The 25368-nt window shown below is 71.5% G+C and carries 21 protein-coding genes; 16 read left to right on the top strand and 5 right to left on the bottom strand.

Features of this window, described 5'->3' with window-relative positions:
• The first annotated feature begins 53 nt into the window (after positions 1–53).
• From AADR41_RS23205 to AADR41_RS23180, 6 genes are all read left to right on the top strand, one after another.
• On the top strand, positions 54–3368 hold the full coding sequence (locus tag AADR41_RS23205) for a type 2 lanthipeptide synthetase LanM family protein (protein ID WP_342283314.1): 3315 nt from the start codon (positions 54–56) through the stop codon (positions 3366–3368).
• The gene (locus tag AADR41_RS23200) at positions 3362–3874 is read left to right on the top strand and encodes a hypothetical protein (protein WP_342283313.1); all 513 of its coding nucleotides are present in this window, start codon (positions 3362–3364) and stop codon (positions 3872–3874) included. The genes AADR41_RS23205 and AADR41_RS23200 overlap by 7 nt, the downstream gene beginning before the upstream one ends.
• Entirely contained in the window at positions 3871–6018 is a 2148-nt protein-coding gene (locus tag AADR41_RS23195) for a peptidase domain-containing ABC transporter (protein ID WP_342283312.1), read from the top strand. Before AADR41_RS23200 ends, AADR41_RS23195 begins: the two co-directional genes overlap by 4 nt.
• 52 nt (positions 6019–6070) lie before the next feature.
• Positions 6071–6586 (top strand): multidrug transporter, encoded by a 516-nt coding sequence (locus tag AADR41_RS23190; protein WP_342283311.1) that lies wholly within the window; start codon positions 6071–6073, stop codon positions 6584–6586.
• Between the two features lie 87 nt (positions 6587–6673).
• Positions 6674–7657: an ABC transporter ATP-binding protein gene (locus AADR41_RS23185; RefSeq protein ID WP_342283310.1), complete on the top strand. Its 984-nt coding sequence runs from the start codon at positions 6674–6676 to the stop codon at positions 7655–7657.
• Complete coding sequence (locus tag AADR41_RS23180) at positions 7654–8535, top strand: ABC transporter permease subunit (protein WP_342283309.1); 882 nt, start codon at positions 7654–7656, stop codon at positions 8533–8535. Before AADR41_RS23185 ends, AADR41_RS23180 begins: the two co-directional genes overlap by 4 nt.
• Before the next feature lie 46 nt (positions 8536–8581).
• Here the strand turns inward: AADR41_RS23180 and AADR41_RS23175 are convergent, their stop codons facing one another.
• Complete coding sequence (locus AADR41_RS23175; RefSeq protein WP_342283308.1) at positions 8582–9370, bottom strand: AfsR/SARP family transcriptional regulator; 789 nt, start codon at positions 9368–9370, stop codon at positions 8582–8584.
• Between the two features lie 637 nt (positions 9371–10007).
• Here AADR41_RS23175 and AADR41_RS23170 point away from each other — a divergent pair.
• The 8 genes from AADR41_RS23170 to AADR41_RS23135 all read left to right on the top strand — a co-directional run bounded on the left by AADR41_RS23170 (position 10008) and on the right by AADR41_RS23135 (position 19619).
• Positions 10008–10817 (top strand): TIGR03084 family metal-binding protein, encoded by an 810-nt coding sequence (locus AADR41_RS23170; RefSeq protein WP_342283307.1) that lies wholly within the window; start codon positions 10008–10010, stop codon positions 10815–10817.
• Positions 10814–12529 (top strand): acyclic terpene utilization AtuA family protein, encoded by a 1716-nt coding sequence (locus AADR41_RS23165; protein WP_342283306.1) that lies wholly within the window; start codon positions 10814–10816, stop codon positions 12527–12529. The genes AADR41_RS23170 and AADR41_RS23165 overlap by 4 nt, the downstream gene beginning before the upstream one ends.
• Positions 12526–14133: an acyl-CoA carboxylase subunit beta gene (locus AADR41_RS23160; RefSeq protein ID WP_342283305.1), complete on the top strand. Its 1608-nt coding sequence runs from the start codon at positions 12526–12528 to the stop codon at positions 14131–14133. The genes AADR41_RS23165 and AADR41_RS23160 overlap by 4 nt, the downstream gene beginning before the upstream one ends.
• Before the next feature lie 7 nt (positions 14134–14140).
• Positions 14141–16093, top strand: a complete 1953-nt coding sequence (locus AADR41_RS23155; RefSeq protein WP_342283304.1) for an ATP-binding protein — start codon at positions 14141–14143, stop codon at positions 16091–16093.
• Entirely contained in the window at positions 16090–17262 is a 1173-nt protein-coding gene (locus AADR41_RS23150; RefSeq protein ID WP_342283303.1) for an acyl-CoA dehydrogenase family protein, read from the top strand. Before AADR41_RS23155 ends, AADR41_RS23150 begins: the two co-directional genes overlap by 4 nt.
• A gap of 274 nt (positions 17263–17536) precedes the next feature.
• Positions 17537–18283 (top strand): enoyl-CoA hydratase family protein, encoded by a 747-nt coding sequence (locus AADR41_RS23145; RefSeq protein ID WP_342283302.1) that lies wholly within the window; start codon positions 17537–17539, stop codon positions 18281–18283.
• A complete protein-coding gene (locus AADR41_RS23140) occupies positions 18271–18864 on the top strand; it encodes a TetR/AcrR family transcriptional regulator (RefSeq protein ID WP_342283301.1) in 594 nt (197 codons plus the stop codon). The genes AADR41_RS23145 and AADR41_RS23140 overlap by 13 nt, the downstream gene beginning before the upstream one ends.
• 167 nt (positions 18865–19031) lie before the next feature.
• The gene (locus tag AADR41_RS23135; RefSeq protein ID WP_342283300.1) at positions 19032–19619 is read left to right on the top strand and encodes a hypothetical protein; all 588 of its coding nucleotides are present in this window, start codon (positions 19032–19034) and stop codon (positions 19617–19619) included.
• Between the two features lie 69 nt (positions 19620–19688).
• Here AADR41_RS23135 and AADR41_RS23130 read toward each other — a convergent pair whose 3' ends face one another.
• The 4 genes from AADR41_RS23130 to AADR41_RS23115 all read right to left on the bottom strand — a co-directional run bounded on the left by AADR41_RS23130 (position 19689) and on the right by AADR41_RS23115 (position 23945).
• Positions 19689–20333: a hypothetical protein gene (locus tag AADR41_RS23130; RefSeq protein WP_342283299.1), complete on the bottom strand. Its 645-nt coding sequence runs from the start codon at positions 20331–20333 to the stop codon at positions 19689–19691.
• Between the two features lie 402 nt (positions 20334–20735).
• Positions 20736–21386 carry an RloB family protein gene (locus tag AADR41_RS23125; protein WP_342283298.1) on the bottom strand — a complete coding sequence of 217 codons (651 nt, stop codon included), beginning with the start codon at positions 21384–21386 and terminating at the stop codon, positions 20736–20738.
• Entirely contained in the window at positions 21340–22662 is a 1323-nt protein-coding gene (locus AADR41_RS23120; protein WP_342283297.1) for an AAA family ATPase, read from the bottom strand. The genes AADR41_RS23125 and AADR41_RS23120 overlap by 47 nt, the downstream gene beginning before the upstream one ends.
• Before the next feature lie 173 nt (positions 22663–22835).
• Positions 22836–23945, bottom strand: coding sequence for a citrate synthase 2 (locus AADR41_RS23115; RefSeq protein WP_342283296.1), 1110 nt, complete (start codon positions 23943–23945; stop codon positions 22836–22838).
• A gap of 220 nt (positions 23946–24165) precedes the next feature.
• Between AADR41_RS23115 and pdxH the strand changes: the two genes are divergently transcribed.
• Together pdxH and AADR41_RS23105 are read left to right on the top strand one after the other, a co-directional pair.
• Complete coding sequence (gene pdxH, locus AADR41_RS23110; protein ID WP_323186651.1) at positions 24166–24792, top strand: pyridoxamine 5'-phosphate oxidase; 627 nt, start codon at positions 24166–24168, stop codon at positions 24790–24792.
• Positions 24793–25153: 361 nt separating this feature from the next.
• A partial coding sequence (locus AADR41_RS23105) for a PAS domain-containing protein (protein WP_342283295.1) occupies positions 25154–25368 on the top strand: 215 nt, incomplete at its 3' end.

Genomic DNA, 25368 nt, shown 5'->3' with positions numbered 1-25368 from the left:
GGGCGACTGTGCGCCCCCGCCGGTCACGTTCTTGCCCCAGGAGGAAGAGCGGAATGCCTGACGTCGCAAGCGAGCACCCCACCAGCGGGTCGGCCGGAGCCCACCTCCCCTGGCACCGGGCCGCCACCCTGAGCGAAAGACTCGGCGGGACTCCGTCGCAGTCCGACCCGGTGCGAGGCGAGAAGCGCCTGGCCATGTGGAGGGAGCTGGCGCCGCTGACCGGTGAGCGCGCCACGCTGGACGCACGGCTCGCACCGCTGGGCGTCCGCGCCGACGAACTGGCCGCTCTGCTCGGCGAGAGCGACGCGTCCCTCGCCGCCCGCCTGGCGGACGAACCCGACTGGCACCAGGTGTTCAGGCGCTGGTGGGCCGAGGGCATGGCCACCACGGACGCCACCCGCCGCCTCGACCCCGACATGGGCCTCCTGGAAGTGATCCGCCCCCTCGTGGAGGGCGCCGTCCACGAACTCGACGCGCTCGTCGAGGAACGCGTGCGGACCAGCGACGACCCCCTCATGGCCGACCCGGGCCACATCCTCGACGTCGTCCGCGCGACCGCCCCGGCCGCCGACCTGCTGGGCCATGTGCAGCGGACCCTCGTACTCGAACTCAACATCGCCCGCGTCGAGGACCGGCTCGGCGGCGAGACCTCCGAGGAGCGCTTCTCCTCGTACGTCGAACTGCTCCGCTCGGAGGGCAACGCCCTCGCGCTCTGGGACGAATACCCGGTCCTGGCACGGCTGATCGTGACCCAGCTCCGCTTCTGGATCGACACGCGGGTCGAGCTGATCGAGGCGCTCGTCGCCGACCTCCCCGCACTGCGCGAGAGCCTGCTCGCCGCCCCGGGGCCCCAGCGGCTCGAACGCCTGGAGTTCGGTGCCGGCGACAAGCACCGGCGGGGCCGCTCCGTCGCCATGGTCGAGTTCGACACCGCCACCCTGGTCTTCAAGCCCCGCCCGCTGGCCATGGACACCGCCTTCGACGGGCTCCTGGACTGGGTCAACCAGCAGGGCGTCCCGCACGACCTGGCCCGGATCCGCATCGTGGACCGCGGCAGCCACGGGTGGGTCGAACAGGTCGACACCACCGCGACCACCGACGCCGAAGGCGGCGACCGCTACGCCTGGCGCCTCGGTGCGCTGACGTCACTCCTCTACCTGCTGCACGCCACGGACTTCCACTTCGAGAACGTGCTGGCCGCGGGCGAGTACCCGGTTCTCGTCGACCTGGAGGCGCTGCTGCACAACGACAAGACCGCGGCCGTCGTCAAGATCGACGGCGAGACGGACATCGCCGCGGTCACCCTCGCCGACTCCGTCCAGTCCGTGGGCATCCTCCCCAACCACCTGCTGGTGCGCGGCGAGGACGGCACCTTCGGCCTGGACGTCAGCGGACTGGCGGGCCACGGCGGGCAGTTGACCCCCATGCCGGTGCCCACCTGGGAGGACAGCGGAACCGACCGGATGCGGCTGGTCAAGCGCCGGATGGAGATGGACGCCGAGCGCAACCACCCGATGACCGCGGACGGCGAACCGATCGACCTGGTCGGCCGGGTCGACTCGTTCGTCGAGGGGTTCACCCACGTCTACCGGCTGCTGGAAGCGGGCCGGGACGAACTGCTCGCCGACCAGGGGCCGCTGACCCCCTTCGGCCTCGTCCGGACCCGGCTCATCGCCAGGCCGACCCACATCTACGGCCGGCTGCTGCTGGAGAGCACCCACCCGGACTTCATGCGCGACGGCCTCGACCACTCCCGCTCGCTCGCCCGGCTGGCGGGCGGACATGTCGAGATGCCGGAGTCCCGCATCGCGATGATCCTGGACGAGGTCGCCGAGCTCACGCTCGGAGACATCCCCATGTTCACCGTCGACGCGGATTCCGGCACCCTGCGCGGCGGACTGGACGGCCTGCCGATCGGTACCCGCTACCCGCCGCTGACCGCCGTACGCGAACGCCTCGTCGCCCTCGGCGACGCCGACCTCGCCTTCCAGGCGCGGGTCATCCGCTCGTGCGTCGCCGCCACCGCCATGGGCGAGAGCGACGCCCGCTGGCCCAACTGGCACCGCCCCCGGCTGGACGGCGCGGCCGACCCCGGCGACTTCGCCGAGGAGGCCCTGCGCCTCGCGCACCGGCTGTCGGACCTGTGCATCCGCGACGAACACGGGCTGGGCTGGATCGGTCTCGACCTGGTCGACGAGAAGTACTGGCAGTACGCTCCCGCACCGATCGGCCTCTACACCGGAACCGCCGGCATCGCACACGCCCTGGACGCCGTCGCGGCCGTGACCGGCGACGAGCGGACCGGCGAGCTGGCCCAGGCCGCCTTCGACCAGGTGGCGAAGCGGTCGGTGCTCATCGCCGAGACACTGGCGAGCCTGGCGAAGAAGCCGGGAGCCGCGGAGTTCGGCATCGGAGCGTTCGGCCCGTTCGGCGGTGCCGTCTACGCCCTGGCGCACGCCGCCGTACGCCACGACCGGCCCGAGTACGCGGAAGCCGCCGCCGCCCTGCTGCCCGCCATCGACGAACTCGTCGACGAGGACCCCCTCCTGGACATCGTCTCCGGCTCCGCGGGCGCGATCCTCGCCCTCCTCTCGCTGGAGACCGCCCGGCCGGGCATCGGAGCGGCCCGGATCGCGGCGCGCTGCGCCGACCGCCTGCTGGCCACCCGGCAGGAACGCGGCGAGGGATGGGGCTGGGCCACCCCCATCAACCCCGAGGAGCCGCTCGCCGGCTTCTCGCACGGCGCCTCCGGCATCGCGTACGCGTTCGCCAGGCTCGACCGGGCCACCCCCCGCCCGGAGTACAAGGAGGCCGTCCGGCACGCGCTCACGTACGAGCGGACCGCCTTCGACCCCGAGCTGCGCACCTGGCGCGACCTGCGGCCGGCCAACCTCGGCGGGCGTACGGTCATGAACGCCTGGTGCCACGGCGCCCCGGGCATCGCGATGGCCCGCAACGCCTTCCAGGAGCTCGGCACCGTCCCGGACCTGGCCGACCTGATCGAGAGCGACCGGCACATGGCGGTCCTCGCCGCCATCTCGACCGGCCTCGACCTCGACCCGGTGTCCGGCCTCGGCAACCACAGCCTGTGCCACGGGGACATCGGCAATCTGCTCATCATCGACGAGAGCAGCAGAGCCGACCAGGAGCCGGAGGTCGCCGCTCTGCTGCCCCGGGTGTGGAACACGCTGCTGCACGAGGGCCGGGAGAACGGCTGGCTGTGCGGCGTCCCGAAGGGCGTGGAGACACCCGGTCTCATGACCGGCCTGGCCGGCATCGCCTGGGGACTGGCGCGCAAGGCCGCACCCGAGCAGGTGCCGGACCTGCTGACGCTCGCCGGCCCGGACACCCGGGGGAAGACGTGCTGAACGGCGGGTCCGCACCGGCGGCCCCGCCGGACGGCGCCCTCTCCGACGGCGTCTACCGGCCGAGCATGGTGGCGGCCTACCGCGCCAACCCGCGCGGCGCCGCCCGTACCGGCTTCCACCCCGAACAGATGCGGCCGCGGTGGCGGTGGGCCCTGGCCGGGGCCCTGCTGCTCGCCGCCACGGTGGCGGCCGGCCTCCTGGTGCGGGTGCCCGTCGGGCCGACCGGCACCCTGGCCGGCGTCAACGGACGCCAGGGCGTGCTCGCCTTCCCGGGCTTCGGCCCGCCGGCGAAGGGCACCGACATCCTGCTGCGCGTGGACGGCCGGCCCGTGGAGGGCCGGGTGAAGGACTTCCAGACCGGTCAGGGCGGATCCCAGGTCACCATGGTGCTCGTCGAACTTCCCGGTGGCGTCGCCGGCGGACTGAAGGAAGGCGCGTCCGTGGTCCTCGACCAGGGCACCCGCCCGCTGCTCATGGACATCTGGGACGGAAGGGGCGACCAGTGACCATCATCCGCCGCAGGGTGCCCGTGCGGTTGCAGTCCACCTCGGTCGAGTGCGGCGTCGCCGCACTCGCCATGGTGCTCGGCCACCACGGCCGCTCCACCACCGTCGCGGAGCTGCGCGACCGGATGGTGCTTTCGCGCGACGGGGCGAGCGCCGCGTCCATCGCCCGGCAGGCACGCGAACTGGGCCTGAAGGTACGGGCCTTCCGCGCGGAACCGGAGGCGCTGCGCGGGCTCGTCCTGCCGCTGATCGCGCACTGGGGCATGAACCACTTCGTCGTCATCGAGCGCTTCACCCGGCGCGGGGTCGACATCGTCGACCCGGCCTCCGGGCGCCGGCACATCAGCTACGCGGAACTGGACGCGTCCTTCACCGGAGTGGCGCTGGAGCTGGAGCCGACCGAGGACCTCGAACGCCGCGAGGGCGCCGAAGCGGGACTGTGGTCCTTCGTCCGGCCCTTCCTGCCGCGCTCCGTGCCCGTCGTCTCCGGGGTCATCGGCGCCTCCGCCGCGCTCACGCTCCTCGGACTGCTCCCGGCCTTCCTCACCGCGTACATCGTCGACCGTGTCCTGCCGGGGCGCGGCGAGGACACCCTGCTCGTCCTGGCGGCCGGTCTCGTCGCGTACACCGTGAGCCACGGTCTGATGACGCTGGCCCGGGCCGAGCTGCTGCTGTGGCTGCAGACCCGGATGGACTGGTCGATGATGGGCACGTTCCTCAGACACCTGATGTCCCTGCCGTACAAGTTCTTCCAGCTGCGCACCGGGGGCGACCTGCTCGTACGGGTGTCGAGCATGACGTACGTCCGTGACGCCGTCTCCAGCCAGCTCCTGGCGGTCCTCCTGGACGTGGCCCTGCTCGGCGTCTACCTCGTGGTGATCGGCTTCAAGTCCCTGCTGTTCGTCGCCGCGATCCTCGCCGTCGCCACCGTCCAGCTCGTGATCATGTTCGCCTCGGCCCGGACCGCCCAGCGGCTGACCGAACGCGAACTCCAGGCACTCGGGGAGGCGCAGAGCACGCTCCTGGAAGCGGTGACCGGCGCCGAGACGGTCAAGTCCTCCGGCGCCGAACACGTCGTGGTGCGCCGGTGGTCGCAGAAGTTCACCGAGCAGCTGGAGTCCTCCGTACGCCGCAGCAGGCTGGACAACGCGATCGACGGCGTCCTCGGCATGCTGGGCACCGCGTCCCCGCTGCTCATGCTCGTACTCGGCGCCTACCTCGTCTTCAGCGACAACCTGTCGCTGGGAACGATGCTCGCGCTCATCGCCCTGGCCGGCTCCGCGCTCGCCCCGGTGGCCCAACTGGGCCGCAGCATCAAGACGTTCCAGACCATCCGGGTCCACCTCGACCGGCTGCGCGACGTGCTGAACGAACCCCCGGAGTCCCTGGGACAGGGGTCCGGGAAGGCGGACCTGAGCGAGCCGATCACTTTGACCGACGTCAGCTTCCGCTACTCCGGGGACGGACCGGAGGCCCTGTCGGACATCTCCCTCACCGTCCGGCCGGGCGAGAAGATCGCCATCGTCGGCAGCAGCGGTTCGGGGAAGTCCACCCTGGCCCGTCTCATCCTCGGGCTCTACGACCCGACGGACGGGGAGATCACCTACGGCTCCACCCCGCTCACCGAACTGGACCTCGGGCACCTGCGCCGCCAGTGCGGCGTCGTCACCCAGGACGCGGACATCTTCAGCGGCTCGGTGCTGACCAACATCGCGCTGGTCATGCCCGATGCCACCCTGGACGATGTCGTCGAGGCGGCCCGCCTCGCGGCGGTCCACGAGGACATCACGCACATGCCGATGGGGTACGAGACGATCCTCGGCGAAGGCGGCAACGGCCTGTCCGGCGGGCAGCGGCAGCGGGTCGCCCTGGCCCGCGCCGTCGTGCACCGGCCGAGGGTGCTGCTGCTGGACGAGGCCACCAGCCACCTGGACGCGACCACCGAGGCGGTCGTGCACGAGAACCTCTCGGAACTCGACTGCACCCGCATCGTCATCGCGCACCGGCTGAGCACGGTCCGCGACGCCGACCGCATCCTCGTCATCGACCGCGGCCGGATCGTCGAGGACGGCGACCACGAGGAACTGGTCGCACGAGGAGGTGCGTACGCGGCCCTCGTCGGCCAGCAACTGGTCCATGACTGACCGATTCCCGCGCACGTCCCCCGGGCCCGGGGCGGCACGCGATGCTGGGAGCATGACCCCTGCGACACGCTCCCGGCCGGCGCTTCTGAGGCGACTGCGCACGCTGACCCTTCTGGAGGCGGCGAACATCGCACTGATCGGCTGGGCGGTGTTCGTGGCCCTCGGCGCACCCTTCAGCACCGTGAACACGGTGGGCTTCGCCCTGGTGGCCGGGCTCCTGCTCATCGGGTCCGGGTACTGGGCGCTGAAGGTGCGTCAACTGCGCACCGGGGCACGGCGACCGCCGGCGATCGGGGTGTTCCGTCCGCTCCGGCCGCTGTGCGCCCTGGCCCTGGTGGCCGGGCTCGCGGTCATGGTCCCGGCCCTTCCGGGACGGCCGCCGTCCGACTGGGCCCCCGGCCTCGTGCTGTACGCCCTGGGCCTGGCGGAGTACGTCAACTACTTCCACCGGCAGCTGATGCACGACACCGCGGCGGACTGGCGCCGGCTGCTGCGCACTCGCCGGCTGCGCAGATCGCACCTGGCGGAGGACCTGCGCGCCCACCGCGACCGGCACGTACGGACCTGACGGCCTGCACGCACGATTCCAGCGGCCCCGACGCCCGTGCCCGTGACGCCCGGCACGGCAGCCGCGCGAACGTAAGGAACAGAGCTCATGACCCCACCGGAAGCGCCGGAAGCGCAGGACGTGAAGGACGCGCGGGACGCGAAGGGCCGGGCCGACGGCCGGCCGATCGAGTTCCGCGGCCTGTCGAAGCGGTACCGCGACAACAGATGGGCCGTGCGGGACCTGTCCTTCACAGTCGCGCCCGGACGCGTCACCGGCTTCCTCGGCCCGAACGGGGCGGGCAAGACGACGACGCTCCGGATGCTCCTCGGCCTGACCGCCCCGACGTCCGGCACCGCGACCGTGGGCGGACAGCCGTACCGGGACCTGGCACAGCCGCTCAGAACCGTCGGCGCGATGCTCGACGAGTCCGGCACCCACCGCAGGCGGACCGGCCGTGACCATCTGCGGGTGCAGTGCGCCGCGACGGGCCTGCCGGCCCGCCGGGCCGACGAGGTGCTCGACCACGTCGGACTGGCCCAGGCGGGCGGACGGCGGTACGGGGAGTACTCGCTCGGCATGCGGCAACGCCTCAACCTCGCCCAGGCGCTGCTCGGCGATCCACCCGTGCTGATCCTCGACGAACCCTCCAACGGGCTCGACCCCGAAGGAATCGCCTGGATGCGCGAGCTGCTGCGGACGCTGGCCGCCGAAGGCCGCACGGTGCTCGTTTCCAGCCACCTCATCTCCGAGGTCGAGCAGACCGCCGACGATCTCGTGATCATCAGTCAGGGGCGGCTGGTGGCCGAGGGGTCGAGCCGGGAGATCGTCGCGCGGGTGCGGGGCGAGGTCCGGGTGCGGGTCCGCGCCTCACGGCCCGTGGAACTGGCGGCGGCGCTCACCTCGGCCGGAGCGGTCGTGACGCGTCCGCCGGCCGGGGACGGACTCCTGGTCGTGAGCGGCCTCGGGACCGGCGCGGTGGCCGCGGCGGCGGCCGCCCACGGCGGGGAACTGTACGAACTCGCCGAGGACGCGCCCGATCTGGAACAGGCGTTCCTGCGGCTCACGCAAGGAAAGGCGGAGATCCGATGAGGGGGCTGATCAACAGCGAGCTGCTCAAGCTCCGTACGCTGCCCACCTGGTGGATCGCCGGCGCGGCGATGGCCGCGGTGGCGGTGCTGCTGGCGCTGTGGAACAGCTGGCAGGCCCACACCTTCATGCAGCCGTTCGAGGACTATCTGGCAGGGGCGATCCTGACCCCCCGCGAGGACATGTCCGCCGAGCAGGTCGGCACGATGCGCGACCTCTGGGAGACCCAGTCGGCCCCCGGCCGCATCGCCGCGACCCTCTACACCTCCGGGCAGACCCTCGGCCTGCTGCTGGCGGGCGTGCTGGCCATCCTGCTGGTGACCAACGAGTACCAGTACCGGACCCTGACGGCCACGTTCCTCGCAGCGCCCCGCCGGGGCCGCGTCGTCACGGCCAAGCTCGTCGTCGTTCTCATCTCCTCGGCCGGGCTGTGGCTGGCGGCGACGGTGGGAAGCCTCGTGGTCGGCGGGATCTTCCTGACTTCCCAGGGCACCGGTCTCGGGCTCGGGAGCGCGGACGTGCTCGGCGCGGTTCTGCTGAACCTGGCCGCCTACCTGGTGTGGGGCGTGTTCGGCTTCGGGCTCGGGGTGCTCATCCGCAGCCAGACCGCCGCCACCGTCACCGCGGCGGTGCTGTACTTCCTGTCCTCGGTCGTCGTCGCGTTCGCCTTCCAGGTCGTGCACGACATGGTCCTGGAGGAGGACTGGGTGCTCCAGGCCCAGGTGCTGCTGCCCGGAGTGGCGTCCCAGATCATGACCACGCCCGGTGAGCTCTTCGCCGGGGCTCCCGCCCCCTGGACGGGCGCCGCGGTGCTCGTCGCCTACAGCCTGGTCGGCGGCCTCACCGGAACGCTGCTGCTGCTCCGGCGGGACGTGACCTGAGTCCGGTGGCCGGACGGCCACCGGACTCGGCCGCGAGACCTCCGCGTCAGGAAGAAGGGCGCGGGGGTCTTCGGCATTGGCACCGCTCCGCGGAGTCCTGGGTCCGGGACGCGACGAGCCGCATGGCCTCCTCCCGGTCCCAGTTGAGCGCCGCCGCCCGCATGGCCTCGATACCGGGGGGCAGATCGAGCCCCAGGTCCTCCGCGAACAGCTTCTGGCAGCGGTTGACCACCGACAGGGTGCTGACGGTGTCGCCGTGCAGGCAGTGCACCGCCGCGAGCAGCTCCCACAGGTGCTGGCGGTAGGGGGCCTCGGCGATCACGCTCTCGATGCGGTAGGCCAGCATGGTGGTGCGGCCGGCGAGGACGGACGCGGTGAAGAGGTCCTGGTAGGCGTCCAGCCGGGCGTTGTTGAGCCCCGCGATGTGGGCGTTGAACCACCGGGTGGGCGGGAGGTCCTGTCCGAAGGGACCGCTCCAGAGGCCCACGGCCTGTTCCAGTGCGTCGACCGCCGATTTGTGGGAGCCGTGTATCAGCCAGTTCCGGCCACGCTGGACCGCGGCGGTGAACCGTGGCAGGTCGAACTCGTCGGGCGCGATCTCCAGTCCGTACCCGCACTGGGCGCCGCGGTAGGTCCGCATCCGGTCGCCGAGTCCGGGCTCGACCTCGTCGAGATCCCGGCGTAGTCCCGTCACATGGCTGCGGAGGTTCGCCGTGGCCGAAACCGGTGGGTCGTCCCAGAGGATCTCGCTGAACTCCGCGATACCGATGGGTCGTCCGTAGCGGAGCAGGCAAGCGGTGAGGACCGCGCGCCGGACGGGTGAGGTGACCGACATGGTCCTGCCGTGGACCGAGAGCTGCCCGAGGACGCCGAAGCGCGGATCAGGGCGTTCGTCGTGGGTTTCGGGCGGTGTCGCTCGGGTGGAGCGGCCGGCTGGGGCCGGCTCGTTCCCGACGGCGTGGGGAGCGGATCCGTCGGGAGGATCGGTCTGTGGGGACTGGATCAACAGGAGTCCTCTCACAGATACGCAGTGAGAGGCGTGCCGGTGGTGAGCCGCGGAACCTCTGTTGTCCGATTCTCGCCGCCGACCCGGGCAGAGAGGAGGACCCTTCGTTCGATGTCCGGCGAGATCCTGCTCAAGTGCGTCATATCGTCTCCTGCGTGGTCAGGGCAGGGGGAACGCACATAGGCGTCACTCTTTTGTTCCCCCGTTGGAACTGCGTTCACGCTTTCAGAGGGAATGAGATCCGGCTAGTAGCAGCGCGTAATTGACTTGAATCCAGCGGTTGACAGTCTTCCGAACGGTGCTACTGGGAGGTAGGATCCTGCGCTTCCGTTCATGGAGGCCCGGCCGATCGGTTCCCGCCAAATCGAGGCAGTTCTGCGACGGTAAATCATGCAAGCGTGCTTGATTGTTTATTGGCCCGCTGCCATGCTCCTGGGCACACCGCCACGCCCCGAGGGAGTGCACCGTGTCCGATGCATCGGCCGTGACCGTCGCCGTACTCGACGACCTGCGTCAGGAGAGCGAGGAACTCGACCGGTTGGTCGCCGGGGTGGACGCGGCCCACTGGGCGCGGCCGACCCCGGCCGAGGGGTGGACCGTCGCCCATCAGATCGCGCACCTGAACTGGACCGACGAGGTCGCCCTGATCGCCGTCACCGATCCGGACGCCTTCGCCGCCGAGGCCGAGAAGGCGCTCGCGCGCCCCGGGGCGTTCGTCGACGAGGCCGCCGGGGAGCTCGTCGCGCTGCTGTCGCCCGAGGAACTGCTCGTCCGGTGGCGCGAGGGCCGGGCCCGGCTGCACGAGGCCCTGGGCGCGGCCCGGCCCGGCGTGAAGTTCCCCTGGTACGGGCCGCCGATGAGCGTCGCGTCCATGGCGACTGCCCGGATCATGGAGAGCTGGGCGCACGGCCAGGACATCGCCGACGCCCTCGGCGTCAGCAGGCCCCCCACCGCCCGGCTGCGGCACGTCGCCCGGATCGGGGTGCGGGCCCGCGACTACGCCTATCTGGTACGGGGGATCAAGGCGCCCGAGGAGGAATTCCGGGTCGAACTGCACACCACCGACGGGGAGTTGATCGCCTTTGGGGCGCCGGGCGCACCGCAGCGCGTCAGCGGGCCGCTCGTCGACTTCTGCCTCCTCGTCACCCAGCGCGCGCACCGCGACGACCTCGCCGTCCGGGCCGTCGGCCCCGACGCCGATCAGTGGCTCGACATCGCCCAGGCGTTCGCCGGACCCGCCGGACCGGGCCGCGCACCCCGGGGAGAAGGCCGGTGACCGCGCCGCTGCGGATCGCCAACGCCTCCGGGTTCTACGGCGACCGCTTCGACGCCGTGCGCGAGATGCTCACCGGCGGCCCCCTCGACGTCCTCACCGGGGACTACCTGGCCGAGCTCACCATGCTCATCCTCGGCCGGAGCAGACTCAAGGACCCGAAGCGCGGCTACGCCACCACCTTCCTGCGCCAGCTCGAAGAGGGGCTCGGGCTCGCCCACGAGCGCGGGGTCAGGATCGTCGCCAACGCGGGCGGCCTCAACCCGGCCGGACTGGCCGACGCGGTGCGGGAGCTGGCGGCGAAGCTCGGCGTCCCGGTGCGGGTCGCCCATGTGGAGGGCGACAGCCTGCCCGTGCCCGAGGGGTTCCTCACCGCCAACGCCTATCTCGGCGGCGCCGGGATCGCCGCCTGCCTCACCGCCGGCGCGGACATCGTGGTCACCGGACGGGTCACCGACGCGGCCCTCGTCACGGGGCCCGCCGCCGCCCACTTCGGCTGGGGGCCCGGCGACCTGGACGCGCTCGCCGGGGCGGTCGTCGCCGGACACGTACTGGAGTGCGGAACCCAGGCCACCGGCGGCAACTACTCCTTCTTCCGGGGCCACGACCTGCGCCGTCCCGGCTTCCCGCTCGCGGAGATCCACGCCGACGGCTCCTGCGTCGTCACCAAGCACGACGGCACCGGCGGCGTCGTCGACCTCGGCACCGTCACCGCCCAGCTGCTGTACGAGACCGGCGGCGCCCGGTACGCCGGACCGGACGTCACCGCCCGCCTCGACACCGTACGGCTCACCCAGAACGGACCCGACCGGGTCAGGATCTCCGGCGTACGCGGCGAGGCCCCGCCACCCACCCTCAAGGCCGGGCTGAACCGGCTCGGCGGCTGGCGCAACGAGGTCGTCTTCGTGCTCACCGGACTCGACATAGAGGCCAAGGCCCGGCTGGTGCGGGAGCAGTTCGCGGACGCGCTCGCCCGCTCCGGCGCCGAGCCCGACGAGGTGCGGTGGGAGCTGTCCCGGACCGACCGGGCCGACGCCGCCACCGAGGAGAGCGCGAGCGCCCTGCTCCGGCTCGTCGTCCGCGACCAGGACCAGGAAACGGTCGGGCGCGCGGTCTCCGGCGCCGCGATCGAGCTCGCCCTCGGCAGCTACCCCGGCTTCCACGTCACCGCCCCGCCCGGCAAGGGCGCCCCGTACGGGGTGTTCGAGGCCCGGTACGTACCGGCCGGCGAGGTCCCGCACATCGCCGTACTCCCCGACGGGCGCCGGGAGCACCTGGCACCCCCCGCGACGACGCGGCCGCTCCAGGACGTCGCCGAACCGCCGCTGCCCGAACCCCTGCCGGACCCCGGGCCCACCCGGTCCGCCCCGCTCGGCCGGATCGCGGGCGCCCGCAGCGGCGACAAGGGCGGCGACGCCAACGTGGGGGTGTGGGCCGTCGACGACGACGCCTGGCGGTGGCTGGCCCACGAACTGACCGTCGAACGGTTCCGGGAACTGCTCCCGGAGACCGCCGCCCTCACCGTCGTACGCCACCTCCTGCCGAACCTGCGCGCCCTGAACTTCACCGTCCACGGACTGCTCGGCGAGGGCGTCGCCGCCCAGCACCGGTTCGACCCGCAGGCCAAGGCGGTGGGGGAGTGGCTGCGCTCCCGGCACCTGCCCATCCCCGTATCGCTGCTGGAGACCGCCCACGCACCGGAGGCGCACGCATGACCGTCCTGCCCACCGCGCTCGACACCGCGAGCCCCGAATACGCCGCCAACCGCACCGCCATGCTCGCCAAGCTCGACGAACTGGCCGGCGAACACACCAAGGCACAGGCGGGCGGCGGCGAGAAGTACGTGGCGCGGCACCGCTCGCGCGGCAAGCTCCTGGCCCGCGAGCGGATCGAGCTGCTGATCGACGAGGACACCCCGTTCCTGGAGCTGTCGCCGCTCGCCGCCTGGGGCAGCGAGGCCCCCGGGTACACGGTCGGCGCCTCGCTCATCACCGGGATCGGGGTGATCGAGGGCGTCGAGTGCCTGATCACCGCCAACGACCCGACCGTACGCGGCGGCGCCTCCAACCCCTGGACCCTCAAGAAGGCGCTGCGGGCCAACGAGATCGCCTTCGCCAACCGGCTGCCCTGCGTCAGCCTCGTGGAGTCCGGCGGCGCCGATCTGCCGTCCCAGAAGGAGATCTTCATCCCCGGCGGGGCACTGTTCCGCGACATCACCCGGCTCTCGGCGGCCGGCATCCCGACCGTCGCCGTGGTCTTCGGCAACTCGACGGCGGGCGGGGCTTACGTACCCGGCATGTCCGACCACACCGTCATGATCAAGGAACGGTCCAAGGTCTTCCTCGGCGGACCGCCCCTGGTCAAGATGGCGACCGGTGAGGAGAGCGACGACGAATCGCTCGGCGGCGCCGAGATGCACGCCCGCACCTCCGGGCTCGCCGACCACTTCGCCGTCGACGAGCAGGACGCGCTGCGCCAGGCCCGCCGGATCGTCGCCCGCCTCAACTGGCGCAAGGCACACGCCGATCCGGGCCCCGCCGAACCGCCGAAGTACGACGAGGACGAGCTGATCGGCATCGTGCCCGGCGACCTGAAGGTGCCCTTCGACCCGCGCGAGGTCATCGCCCGGCTCGTCGACGGCTCCGACTTCGACGCGTTCAAACCGCTCTACGGAACCAGCCTGGTCACCGGCTGGGCCAGGCTCCACGGCTACCCCGTCGGCATCCTCGCCAACGCCCAGGGCGTGCTGTTCAGTGAGGAGTCGCAGAAGGCCGCCCAGTTCATCCAGCTCGCCAACCAGCGCGACATCCCGCTGCTCTTCCTCCACAACACCACCGGCTACATGGTCGGCAAGGAGTACGAACAGGGCGGCATCATCAAGCACGGCGCGATGATGATCAACGCGGTGTCCAACTCGAAGGTCCCGCACCTGTCCGTGCTGATGGGCGCCTCCTACGGGGCCGGGCACTACGGCATGTGCGGCCGGGCCTACGACCCGCGCTTCCTCTTCGCCTGGCCCGGCAGCAAGTCCGCCGTCATGGGACCGCAGCAGCTCGCCGGGGTGCTCTCCATCGTCGCCCGCGCCTCCGCCGCCGCCAAGGGGCAGCCGTACGACGACGAGGCGGACGCCGGACTGCGCGCCATGGTCGAGCAGCAGATCGAGTCCGAGTCGCTGCCGATGTTCCTGTCCGGGCGGCTGTACGACGACGGGGTCATCGACCCGCGCGACACCAGGACCGTCCTCGGGATGTGCCTGTCCGCGATCCACACCGCCCCGGTCGAAGGCGCCCGCGGCGGCTTCGGCATCTTCCGGATGTGAGGAAGACATGATCAGCACCCTGCTCGTCGCCAACCGGGGCGAGATCGCCTGCCGGATCTTCCGTACCTGCCGGGCGCTCGGCATCGCCACCGTCGCCGTGTACTCCGACGCCGACGCCGAAGCCCTCCACGTACGGGAGGCGGACACCGCCGTACGGCTGCCCGGCGCCGCCCCGTCCGACACCTACCTCCGCGCCGACCTCCTGGTGCGCGCCGCGCTCGCGGCCGGCGCCGACGCCGTCCACCCCGGCTACGGATTCCTCTCCGAGAACCCCGGATTCGCCCGCGCCGTGCAGGACGCCGGACTCCTCTGGGTGGGCCCGCCGGTCAAAGCCATCGAGCTGATGGCGTCCAAGACCCGCGCCAAGGAACTGATGGCCGCCGCCGGGGTGCCGCTGCTCGCCCCCGTCGACCCGGTGGAGGCCACCGCCGCCGACCTGCCGCTGCTGCTCAAGGCGGCGGCCGGCGGCGGCGGACGCGGAATGCGGATCGTACGCGAACTCGCCCAATTGCCGGCCGAGTTGGCGGCCGCCACCGCGGAGGCGATATCCGCGTTCGGGGACGGCGAGGTCTTCGCCGAGCCCTACGTGGAGCGCGGCCGGCACGTCGAGGTCCAGATCATGGCCGACGGACACGGCGGAGTCTGGGCGCTCGGCACCCGCGACTGCTCGCTCCAGCGACGCCACCAGAAAGTCATCGAGGAGGCCCCCGCCCCCGGGCTCGACGACGCGCTGCGCACCCGGCTGCACGACGCCGCCGTGGCCGCCGCGCACGCCGTCGGCTACCGGGGCGCGGGCACCGTCGAATTCCTGCTCGCCCCCGACGGACGCCCCTGCTTCCTGGAGATGAACACCCGCCTCCAGGTCGAACACCCCGTCACCGAAGCCGTCTTCGGCCTCGACCTCGTCGCCCTCCAGCTCCGCATCGCCGAAGGCGAACCCCTGCCCGCCACCACACCCCCCGCACCGCACGGCCACGCCGTCGAGGCCCGCCTCTACGCCGAGGACCCCAGCCACGGCTGGCAGCCCCGGACCGGCGCACTGCACACCTTCCACGTACCCGACGAGCCGGGACTGCGCCTCGACACCGGGTACACCGACGGCGACACCGTCGGCGTCCACTACGACCCGATGCTCGCCAAGGTCGTCGCCCACGCCCCCACCCGCACCGAAGCCGTACGCCTGCTCGCCCGCGCCCTGGAACGCGCCCGCATCCACGGCCCGGTCACCAACCGCGGACTGCTCGTACGGTCCCTGCGCCACCCCGACTTCCTCGCCGCCCGCCTCGACACCGGCTTCTACGACCGCCACCTCGACGCCCTCACCCCGGCCCCGGACCAAGCGGATTCGCGTCGCGCCGCCCTGGCCGCCGCCCTCGCCGACGCCGCCGCCCGGCAGCACGCCCCCGGCCCCGGCCCGGCCCGCTTCGGCGCCTGGCGCAACATCTCCTCCCAGCCCCGGACCAAGCGCTACCGCGCCGAACCCGACGGCACCGAACACGAGGCCGCCTACCGCACCACCCGCACCGGCCCCGCCCCCGAGACCGGCGAACGCGTCGTCGCCACCACCCCCGACCGCGTCACCCTCGAAACCGGCGACGGCACCACCCGCCACTACGACATCGCCGTCCACGGCGACAAGGCGTACGTGGACACCGCCACCGGCTCGTACACCTTCACCGCCCTGCCCCGCTTCACCGACCCCACCGACCGCACCGGACCCGGCTCGCTGCTCGCCCCCATGCCCGGCACCGTCGTCCGCCTCGCGGACGGGCTGGCCGAAGGGGCGGCGGTCGAGGCCGGACAGCCACTGATCTGGCTGGAGGCGATGAAGATGGAACACCGCATCCTCGCCCCCGCGTCCGGCACCCTCACCGCGCTCCACGCCGCACCCGGCCTCCAGGTGGAGGTCGGTGCCCTGCTCGCCGTCGTGCAAGACGTACAGGAGGAACCGAAGCCATGAGCACCGTCCTCGAAACCGAAGAACACCAGGCACTGCGCGCCGCCGTCGCCGCCCTCGGAAAGCGCTACGGACGCGACTACATGACCTCCGTCGTGCGCGAGGGCGGCCACCCGCGCGAACTGTGGGCCGAGGCCGCCAAGCTCGGCTACCTCGGCGTGAACCTTCCCGAGGAGTACGGCGGCGGAGGCAGCGGAATGGCCGAACTCTCCATCGTCCTGGAGGAGTTGGGCGCCGCCGGCAGCCCGCTGCTCATGATGGTGGTCTCCCCGGCGATCTGCGGCACCGTCATAGCCCGCTTCGGCACCGACGCACAGAAGCGGCAGTGGCTACCCGGCCTCGCCGACGGCAGCCTCACCATGGCCTTCGGCATCACCGAACCCGACGCCGGATCCAACTCCCACCGCATCACCACCACCGCCCGCAGGGAGGGCTCCGGGGCGGACGCCGACTGGCTGCTCACCGGCCGCAAGGTCTTCGTCTCCGGCGTCGACATCGCCGACGCCACCCTCGTCGTCGGCCGCACCGAGGACGCCAGGACCGGCAAGCTCAAGGCCTGCCTCTTCATCGTCCCGCGCGACGCCCCCGGCTTCGGCCGCTCGCAGATCGACATGGAACTCCAGGCCCCGGAGAAGCAGTTCGAGCTGGTCCTCGACGACGTACGCCTGCCCGCCGACGCCCTCGTGGGCGACGAGGACGCCGGACTCCTCCAGCTCTTCGCCGGGCTCAACCCCGAACGCATCATGACCGCCGCCTTCGGCATCGGCATGGGCCGCTACGCCCTCGCCCGCGCCGTCGAGTACGCCAGGACCCGCCAGGTGTGGAAGGAACCCATCGGCTCCCACCAGGCCATCGCCCACCCGCTCGCCCAGGCCCACATCGAACTCGAACTGGCCCGGCTGATGATGCAGAAGGCCGCCAGGCTCTACGACGCCGGCGACGACATCGGCGCCGGCGAGGCCGCCAACATGGCGAAGTACGCGGCCGGCGAAGCCTGCGTCAAGGCCGTCGACCAGGCCGTGCACACCCTCGGCGGCAACGGCCTCACCCGCGAATACGGCCTCGCCTCCCTCGTCACCGCGGCCCGCGTCGCCCGGATCGCCCCCGTCAGCCGGGAAATGATCCTGAACTACGTGTCCCACCAGTCCCTGGGCCTGCCCAAGTCGTACTGAGCCGGGACACCCTGCCCCTCCACACCGCGGCTGCGGCGGTGTGGAGGGCCTGCCAAGAGGTTCACAACCCCTGCTGCCGACCCATGACCGCTCGCGAGGCGCCGGGAAGTGCGGGGTCGGGAAATGCGGCGCCGGGAAGTGCGGGGTCGGGAAGTGCGGCGCCGGGAAGCGAGGCGCCCGAAAGCGAGGCGACTGAAACCATGCAAGCGTGCTTGATTGTCCTGCTCCCGCTGACACGCTCGACGCGGCATCCCCGCAGCAAGGAGAGTGACCGATGAGCCGGCTCGCCCCACCCACCCACGACCGGGGCATCACCACCCTCACCCTCGACTCGCCCGCCAACCGCAACGCACTCTCCGCCGCCCTGGTCGGCGAACTCGCCACCGCCCTGGACGACTGCGCCGCCGACGACACCGTACGAGCCGTCGTCCTCACCCACACCGGCAACACCTTCTGCGCCGGAGCCGACCTCACCGCACCGCCCGAACCGCACGCCCTCGTCGCCCTGATGCGGCAGATCATCGCCCTGCCCAAACCCGTCGTCGCCCGGGTCACCGGCCACGTACGGGCAGGCGGCCTCGGCCTGCTCGGCGCCTGCGACATCTCCGCGGCCGGCCCCGGAGCCACCTTCGCCCTCACCGAATCCCGGCTCGGCCTCGCCCCCGCCGTCATCTCCCTGCCCCTGCTGCCCCGCACCGACCCGCGCGCCGCCGCCCGCTACTACCTCACCGGCGAACGCTTCGACGCCGCCGAAGCCGCCCGCATCGGCCTGATCACACTCGCCACCGGCCCCATCGACGACATCGACACGGCACTCGCCCCCGTCCTGGACGGCCTGCGCAAGGCGTCCCCCCAGGGGCTGACCGCATCGAAGGAGCTGGTCACGGCTAATGTGCTGAAGAATTTCGACCAGCATGCCGAAGACCTCATCGCCCGCTCGGCGGCCCTCTTCGCCTCCGCCGAGGCACGGGAAGGAATGACGGCCTTCCTCGAACGACGGGAGCCCGCATGGGCGCTGTGACGCCCCCCACCGACCGGACCCCCAAGCAGGACCGCAGCCGGGCCACCCGCCGCGGACTCCTCGAAGCCGCCGTCGCCTGCCTCGCCGAACACGGCTGGGCCGGCTCCACCGTCTCCGTCGTCGCCGAACGCGCGGGCGTCTCACGGGGCGCCGCCCAGCACCACTTCCCCACCCGCGAGGACCTGTTCACCGCAGCCGTCGAATACGTCGCCGAGGAACGCTCCGCCGCCCTGCGCGCCGTCCCCGACCAGGACCGGGCCGCCGTCGTCGCCGCCCTCGTCGACCTCTACACCGGCCCGCTCTTCCGCGCCGCCCTCCAGCTCTGGGTCGCCGCCTCCAACGAGGAGCAGCTCCGCCCCCGCGTCACTGAACTCGAAGCCCGTGTGGGCCGCGAGACCCACCGCATCGCGGTCGGCCTCCTGCACGCCGACGAGACCCGCCCCGGCGTACGCGAAACCGTCCAGGGCCTCCTCGACATGGCCCGCGGCCTGGGCCTCGCCAACGTCCTCACGGACGACACGGCCCGGCGGCGCAGGGTCGTGGCGCAGTGGGCTGCGCTGGTGGAGGACGCGCTGGGGTGAGGGCTTCCGCTGCGCCGGACCACCGACGGCGAGAGCGCTGGACACCACGTGTATGCGATGCTGCGAGCTCAGGCCCTCAGGCCCGAAGACGCCCTGGGTCTGTTGGACTGTCCGCCGGGAGAGCGATGAGCACTGCACACGTGGGCCGCTGAGGAACCGGGGGAATCATGGGGGACTACTTCCAGACGATCGTCGACCTCGACGCCACCGAGCGGGACGCGCAGGAGCTCGGAGCCCGGATCCTGGACTGGCTGATCGCGGACGGGATCGTGGCGGCCGAGCGCACCGACTGCGTCCTGGGCGGTGGCGGATACGGCCACGCCCCCGGCCCGCACTTCGCCAAGGCCGTCGATGACCCGGACCCGGTCGACCTGTGGACCAACGGGTTTCACGTCGAGACCGGCCGTACGGTCTTCGACAGCGGCCAAGGAGACGCGGGCGCGGCCACCTGCCCGCTCTGCCGGACCGAGATCCGGCTGGTCGACGAGGCGTGGGCGCCCATCGAGTCCGCCTGGGATCCCTTCAAGGGGCGGTTCCAGGACTGGGCCGAGGACGGTGGCGAAGGGATCGTGCACTGCCCGTCCTGCGCCCGGCCGTCCGGGATCGACCGGTGGAGCTGGGAGGACGACTACTACGCGTGCGGGCACCTCGGGTTCACGTTCTGGGGCTGGGCGGAGCTCACGTCCGACTTCACCCGGGAGATCGGCCGCAGACTGGGCGGCCACCGCACCGTGCTCCTCGCCGGGAAGCTGTAGCGCGTGGGCCGCGGGCCGGGACTGCCGTCAGGGACGGGATGCCCGGCCCGCGGACACGGGAACGGCTGATCAGCTGGTCCAGAGGACCGGGCTGCCGCGGTACGCGTCACCCTCCTCGAACGAGGCGACCGCGATGGGACCGGTCTTCGTGGCGCTGAGCGAGCAGGTCTCGTACGACGCGCCCTTGGTGGTGAAGTCGCGGGGCGCCGCCTCGCTGTCGCACTTGCCCTGGATGTCGCCGATCAGAATGACGCCTGTGGGGGCGCCGCCTTCCAGCTTGCCGCGCAGCCTCAGCGACGCGTACGACAGGTCGGTCCCGCCGACGTTCTCCACCTTCATCCGGATGTAGTAGGGCGTCATGCCCTTCGCCTTGGCACCGAATGCGGCCATGTCGGCCTCGGCGCCCTTCTCGATCGCCGTGACGGTCACGGCGACGGTGCCCTTCTTGGTGGTCCCGTACTTGAACGGCAGGACCGCTCGGTCACCGATCTTGAACTTCGTGCCCGGTGCGGCGACGTCACCACCGGCCGGAGCGGCAGCGTCGTCGCTGGGGTCCGTGGACGGGCTCTTGGCGCCCGGGTCGGACGACGCCGGGGCGGAGGCCGACGGCGATTCCTGCGCCGGTGCCGCGTCCTCGCCGTCGTTGCAGGCCGTGAGCCCGAGCGTCAGAGTGGTGAGGGCGACTGCGGAGACGATGCGTCCCTTGTGTGTCATTTTGACCTAACTGGCAGTGAGGGTTGCCCATACGGCAGCCGGAACGTTCAACTGGGCGAAGCGCCCGGCCATGTGACCGGACACGTCGGCGCAGCACGACGACGGCGGTGCGTCAACGAGGCGCGCCACGACGCCCTCTCAGACTGAGGCGGGAATGACACAGACTCGCCACAGGCGCGGCACAGGCCCGGCACAGGGCGCGCGGGGTGCGGCACAGGCCCGGCACGGGGTGCGGCGAGGGGTGTTGCCGCAGGCACCGCACAGCGCGCGCGGGGGCGCGGCACAGGTGCGTGACGGGCGCGGCACGGCTCGGCTCGGAGGGTGTGGCTCCCGCGGCCTGCCCCGCCGAACACGGCACGGACGGGAGTGCCGCGGCGTCTCCCGTCCGTGCGGACCCGGGCCTCAGTTCCCCAGATCGGCCGGCTGGTCGTACCCCGCCGGACCGCCGATGGCGAGGGCGAGCTGCCACATGCCGGTGGAGGGGTTCACCTTCGGCTCGTCGCCCTCCGGAGCCAGACCTTTCGCGCGGCGGACGGCTTCGGGCCAGGTGTTTTCGTAGAGACGGAAGTCGAGGCGGGTCTTGCTGTACCCGCCCGGCGCGTGCTTGTCCAGGTGCGGCACGAGATGGGCGTACGACGGGGCGTGGCCGCGGTGGTCGGCGAAGTGCAGCAACAGCCACAGCTCAAAGCATGGATTGGACAGTGCGATACCGATGCCGTGGTGGTCCGCTTCGGTCACGGCCTGATCGATGTCCGTGAACTCGTCGACGTCGAAGACGCACCACGCCCGGTCGTATTCGTCGGCCGCCGAAGCGAGCAACTTCACTGTGTGCGAAACGACCTGGGAAGGTGCCTTGGGGTGTTCGACGATCTTGACCGAAACGGCCGGATTTCTGACAGAGGACTTGAGCCCCCGCACATAGTCTCGTTCCGTCACCTTGGTGCCGCAAACGACCAGTAATCGCTGTCGCGTGACGCGATTCCCGGTCCTCCTGCCGAGCCGGGAATCAAAAGAGGGACGGTTCTGTCCGCTCGGCTTCGGTGCCCTCGCCATCCTGCTCCCCCCGGCCCGCCAGCGCCCTGGCGAAACTGTCGTCGATGAACGGCACGCCGCCGTAACTGCCGCCCAGGTAGCGGCGCTCGTGGTTCTCCCCGATGCGCGGCTTGAACTCCGACAGGGCGAACAACTCCGTCTCCCCGTGGCGATTCTTCTCCAGGAACCACACCTGGTCCCGCTTGAGGATGTCCTCTCCGCCCATGCGGCCCAGCAGGCTGGCATCGTGGGTGGTGAAGACCAGTTGCGCTCCGTGCGGGTTGGTGGCCGGGTCCTGGAAGAGGCCGATGAGCTGCGCGGTGAGCAGCGGGTGGAGACTGGAGTCGATCTCGTCCACGACGAAGGTGCCGCCCCGCCGAAGGACCGACATGAACCGTGGGGCCTGTTCCAGCAGCGCCCGGGTCCCGGCGGACTGCTCGTGCAGGTCCATCCGCACCACGCCGGTACGACCGCGATGTCCGAGCCAGGGCCGCAGGTGTTCTTGCGGGCCCTCTTCCTCCAGCCTGGCGAGCAGGCGCGCCGGAAGGCGTCCGCCGTACCGCTGTCGCAGCGCGTCCTCGTCCAGGAGCACACGCTCCGTGCCGCACTCCTCGATGCCCAGGTCGGCCGCGCGCAGGAGAGCCATCAGCTCGGGATGACGTTCCGGACTCTCCAGCATCCGGGCCATGTCGGGGCCGGCGAGGCGTCCCGGTCCCTGTCGGCCGAACCTCAAGTCCGTCAGGAACCAGTCGTAGACCGGGCGGAAGTCCAGCTGCCTGGAACGTGCCGCCATGGTCAGGAACAGCACATTGGGTTCGGTGATGTTCTCGACCAGTTCGAGTTCGCGCTTGGCCTGTGAGTCGCCCGGCTGTACGTCGCCGTCCGGCCGTTCGAAGATCTTGCGCTTCTTCCCGTGCGGATAGCTGTAGAGCCATTCGTCCAGAACCCGCTCGTCATCGACGCTGAATCCGTAGGTGAAGCGGACACCGTCGAGCAGCAGATCCACCACGTACCAGGAAGGCTCGTCGAGTGCGGCGGTGTCCAGACGGAACGGATTGCGAGTGACACCGTCGTCGGGCTCCGCGTCACGGTGCGAGTTCACCACCATCCGGGCCATGTATTCCAACGCGCCGAGCAGATTCGACTTGCCGGCCGCGTTGGCGCCGAAGAGGCCCGCCACGGGAACGGCCTGCCAGTCCGTGCCGGAAGGCCTGTCCGCGTCGTAGGCGGGGTGAAGCTGAAGTTCTTGCTCTTCCCGGATCGAGCGATGATTCGACACCCTGAAGTTCAGCAGCACGTGAGCCCTCCCCCCAGCGATTCAGTGGGACTGTGCGCAAGTGAATCGCGAGTACAGGAAGCTGGCAACCCGTTACGAGGAATACCGGGCGTCACGGGTGGTGATTCCACTCGAACGGGAGCCGAGGCCGAAGGAGAGAACCCGTCCCCCGGCCCCGGAGCCGAGCCGAGCTCTCAGTTCCCCAGATCCGCGAGCTGGTCGTACCCCTCGATCTCCCGCGGATCCCGCGAGCCCGGACCCACGTAACGCGCCGAAGGCCGCACCAGCCGCCCCGTCCGCTTCTGCTCCAGGATGTGCGCCGACCAGCCCGCCGTACGCGCACACGTGAACATCGACGTGAACATGTGCGCCGGCACCTCCGCGAAGTCCAGCATGATCGCCGCCCAGAACTCCACGTTCGTCGCCAGCACCCGGTCCGGGCGCCGCGCGTGCAGCTCCTCCAGAGCGGCCTTCTCCAGGGCCTGCGCCACCTCGAAGCGCGGCGCGCCCAACTCCTCGGCCGTACGCCGCAGCACCCGCGCCCGCGGGTCCTCCGCCCGGTAGACCCGGTGCCCGAAGCCCATCAGCCGCTCGCCCTTGTCCAGGGCCTTCTTCACGTACGCGACGGCGTCGCCGGTCCGCTCGATCTCCTCGATCATCCCGAGCACCCGGGACGGCGCACCACCGTGCAGCGGCCCCGACATCGCACCCACCGCGCCCGACAGCGCCGCCGCCACATCGGCGCCGGTCGACGCGATGACCCGGGCGGTGAACGTCGAGGCGTTCATGCCGTGCTCGGCGGCCGACGTCCAGTACGCGTCGACGGCCTTCACGTGCCTGGGGTCCGGCTCCCCGCGCCAACGGATCATGAACCGCTCCACCACGGAACCGGCCTTGTCGATCTCGCTCTGCGGAACCATCGGCAGCCCCTGCCCACGCGCCGACTGGGCGACGTACGACAGCGCCATCACGGCGGCCCGCGCCAGGTCGTTGCGGGCCGTCTCCTCGTCGATGTCGAGCAGCGGCTTCAGCCCCCACACGGGGGCGAGCATCGCCAGCGCGGACTGCACATCGACCCGGATGTCCCCGGAGTGCACCGGGATCGGGAACGGTTCGGCCGGCGGCAGACCGGGGTTGAACGCCCCGTCGACCAGCAGGCCCCAGACGTTGCCGAACGACACATGGCCGACGAGATCCTCGATGTCGACACCGCGGTAACGGAGCGCACCGCCTTCCTTGTCCGGTTCGGCGATCTCCGTCTCGAACGCGACGACTCCCTCTAGTCCCGGTACGAAGTCGGACATGGCGGCTCCCTCGGTCGACGGCTCTGCGCGGGCCACAGTGGCCTGCCTCAGATACTGGCGGGTCACCCGGGACGCGGGGAAGCGTGACATCCGGCACAGCACCCCGAATCGGCCCCGCCCCACAACACCCCTCCTTGCCGGGCCGGTCCTGCCCCTGCGGCAGGATGACCCCGTGCCCACCGCAGATTCCCCCTCCGATTCCACCACCGATCCGGCCGCGATGCGCGAGCAGTACCGCTCCGAGGGCTTCACCGAGGACACGCTGGCCGCCGACCCGATGCAGCAGTTCGCCCACTGGTTCCGGCAGGTCGCCGTCGGCGGGCTGCTCCACGAGCCCAACGCCATGGTGGTCTCCACCGCCACCCCCGAGGGCCGCCCGTCCTCGCGCACCGTGCTGCTGAAGAAGTACGACGAGCGCGGCTTCGTCTTCTTCACCAACTACGAATCCCGCAAGGGCCGCGAACTGACCGCCAACCCGTACGTCTCGCTGCTCTTCCCCTGGCACCCGATGGCCCGCCAGGTCATCGTCACCGGCCGGGCGGACCGGACCGGCCGCGACGAGACGGCCGCCTACTTCCGCACCCGCCCGCACGGCTCCCAGCTGGGCGCCTGGGCGAGCCCCCAGTCCACGGTGATCGGCTCCCGCGACGAACTGCTCGCCCGCTACGAGGAGCTCGCGGCCCGCTACCCCGAGGGCGAACAGGTCCCCGCGCCCCCGAACTGGGGCGGCTTCCGCGTCGTCCCCGACACGATCGAGTTCTGGCAGGGCCACGAGAACCGGCTGCACGACCGGCTGCGGTACGTACGCGAGGGCGATCAGTGGCGCGTCGAGCGCCTGTGCCCGTAGCAGCCCAGCCCCATCCGGACATGCAGAGACCCGCAGGCTCTGGACCCTCCTTGCGGAGGAGCCGGCCGGACTTACCGGCGAGCCTGCGGGTCGGTGACTGCTTGGGATTGGCCGATGACCGGCCTGCACTGCAAAGTGCGCGACAACGGGCGTCAGCCCGCAGCCACCTCACGAGTCCGAGAAGAAATCACTTCTGGAACACCTCCTTTCGCGTGTGGCAGCAGCCTAGGAACGCCTCTGGCACCGCACAAGCGAATTAATGCGGCGGCCGATTTCCGGGAAGTCGACGTGGGCCGGGTCGCCTTCGAGTTCAATGGTCTGACGTGCAGAAATGCCGGATGCGTCCTGCGGGAGGTATGGGGTGAGTGCGTCCACAAGCAGTGGGACGGCCGAGGCGCTCGGGCCCGACGAGGGGCCGAAGGGCGGGTCCGGGGCCGAGTTGCTCGCCGCGTTGCTCGACGGGATGGACGCCGCGCTCTGTGCCTTCGACGCGCACGGCACGGTCACCCACTGGAACCGCGAGGCCGAGCGGATTCTGGGCTGGTCCGCCGGGGAGGCCGTGGGGCGGGCCGGGTT

Source organism: Streptomyces sp. CLV115 (genome assembly GCF_038448545.1).
In the GTDB taxonomy this organism is placed as follows: Bacteria; Actinomycetota; Actinomycetes; order Streptomycetales; family Streptomycetaceae; genus Streptomyces; species Streptomyces sanglieri.
This window is presented reverse-complemented; position numbering and strand designations above follow the sequence as displayed.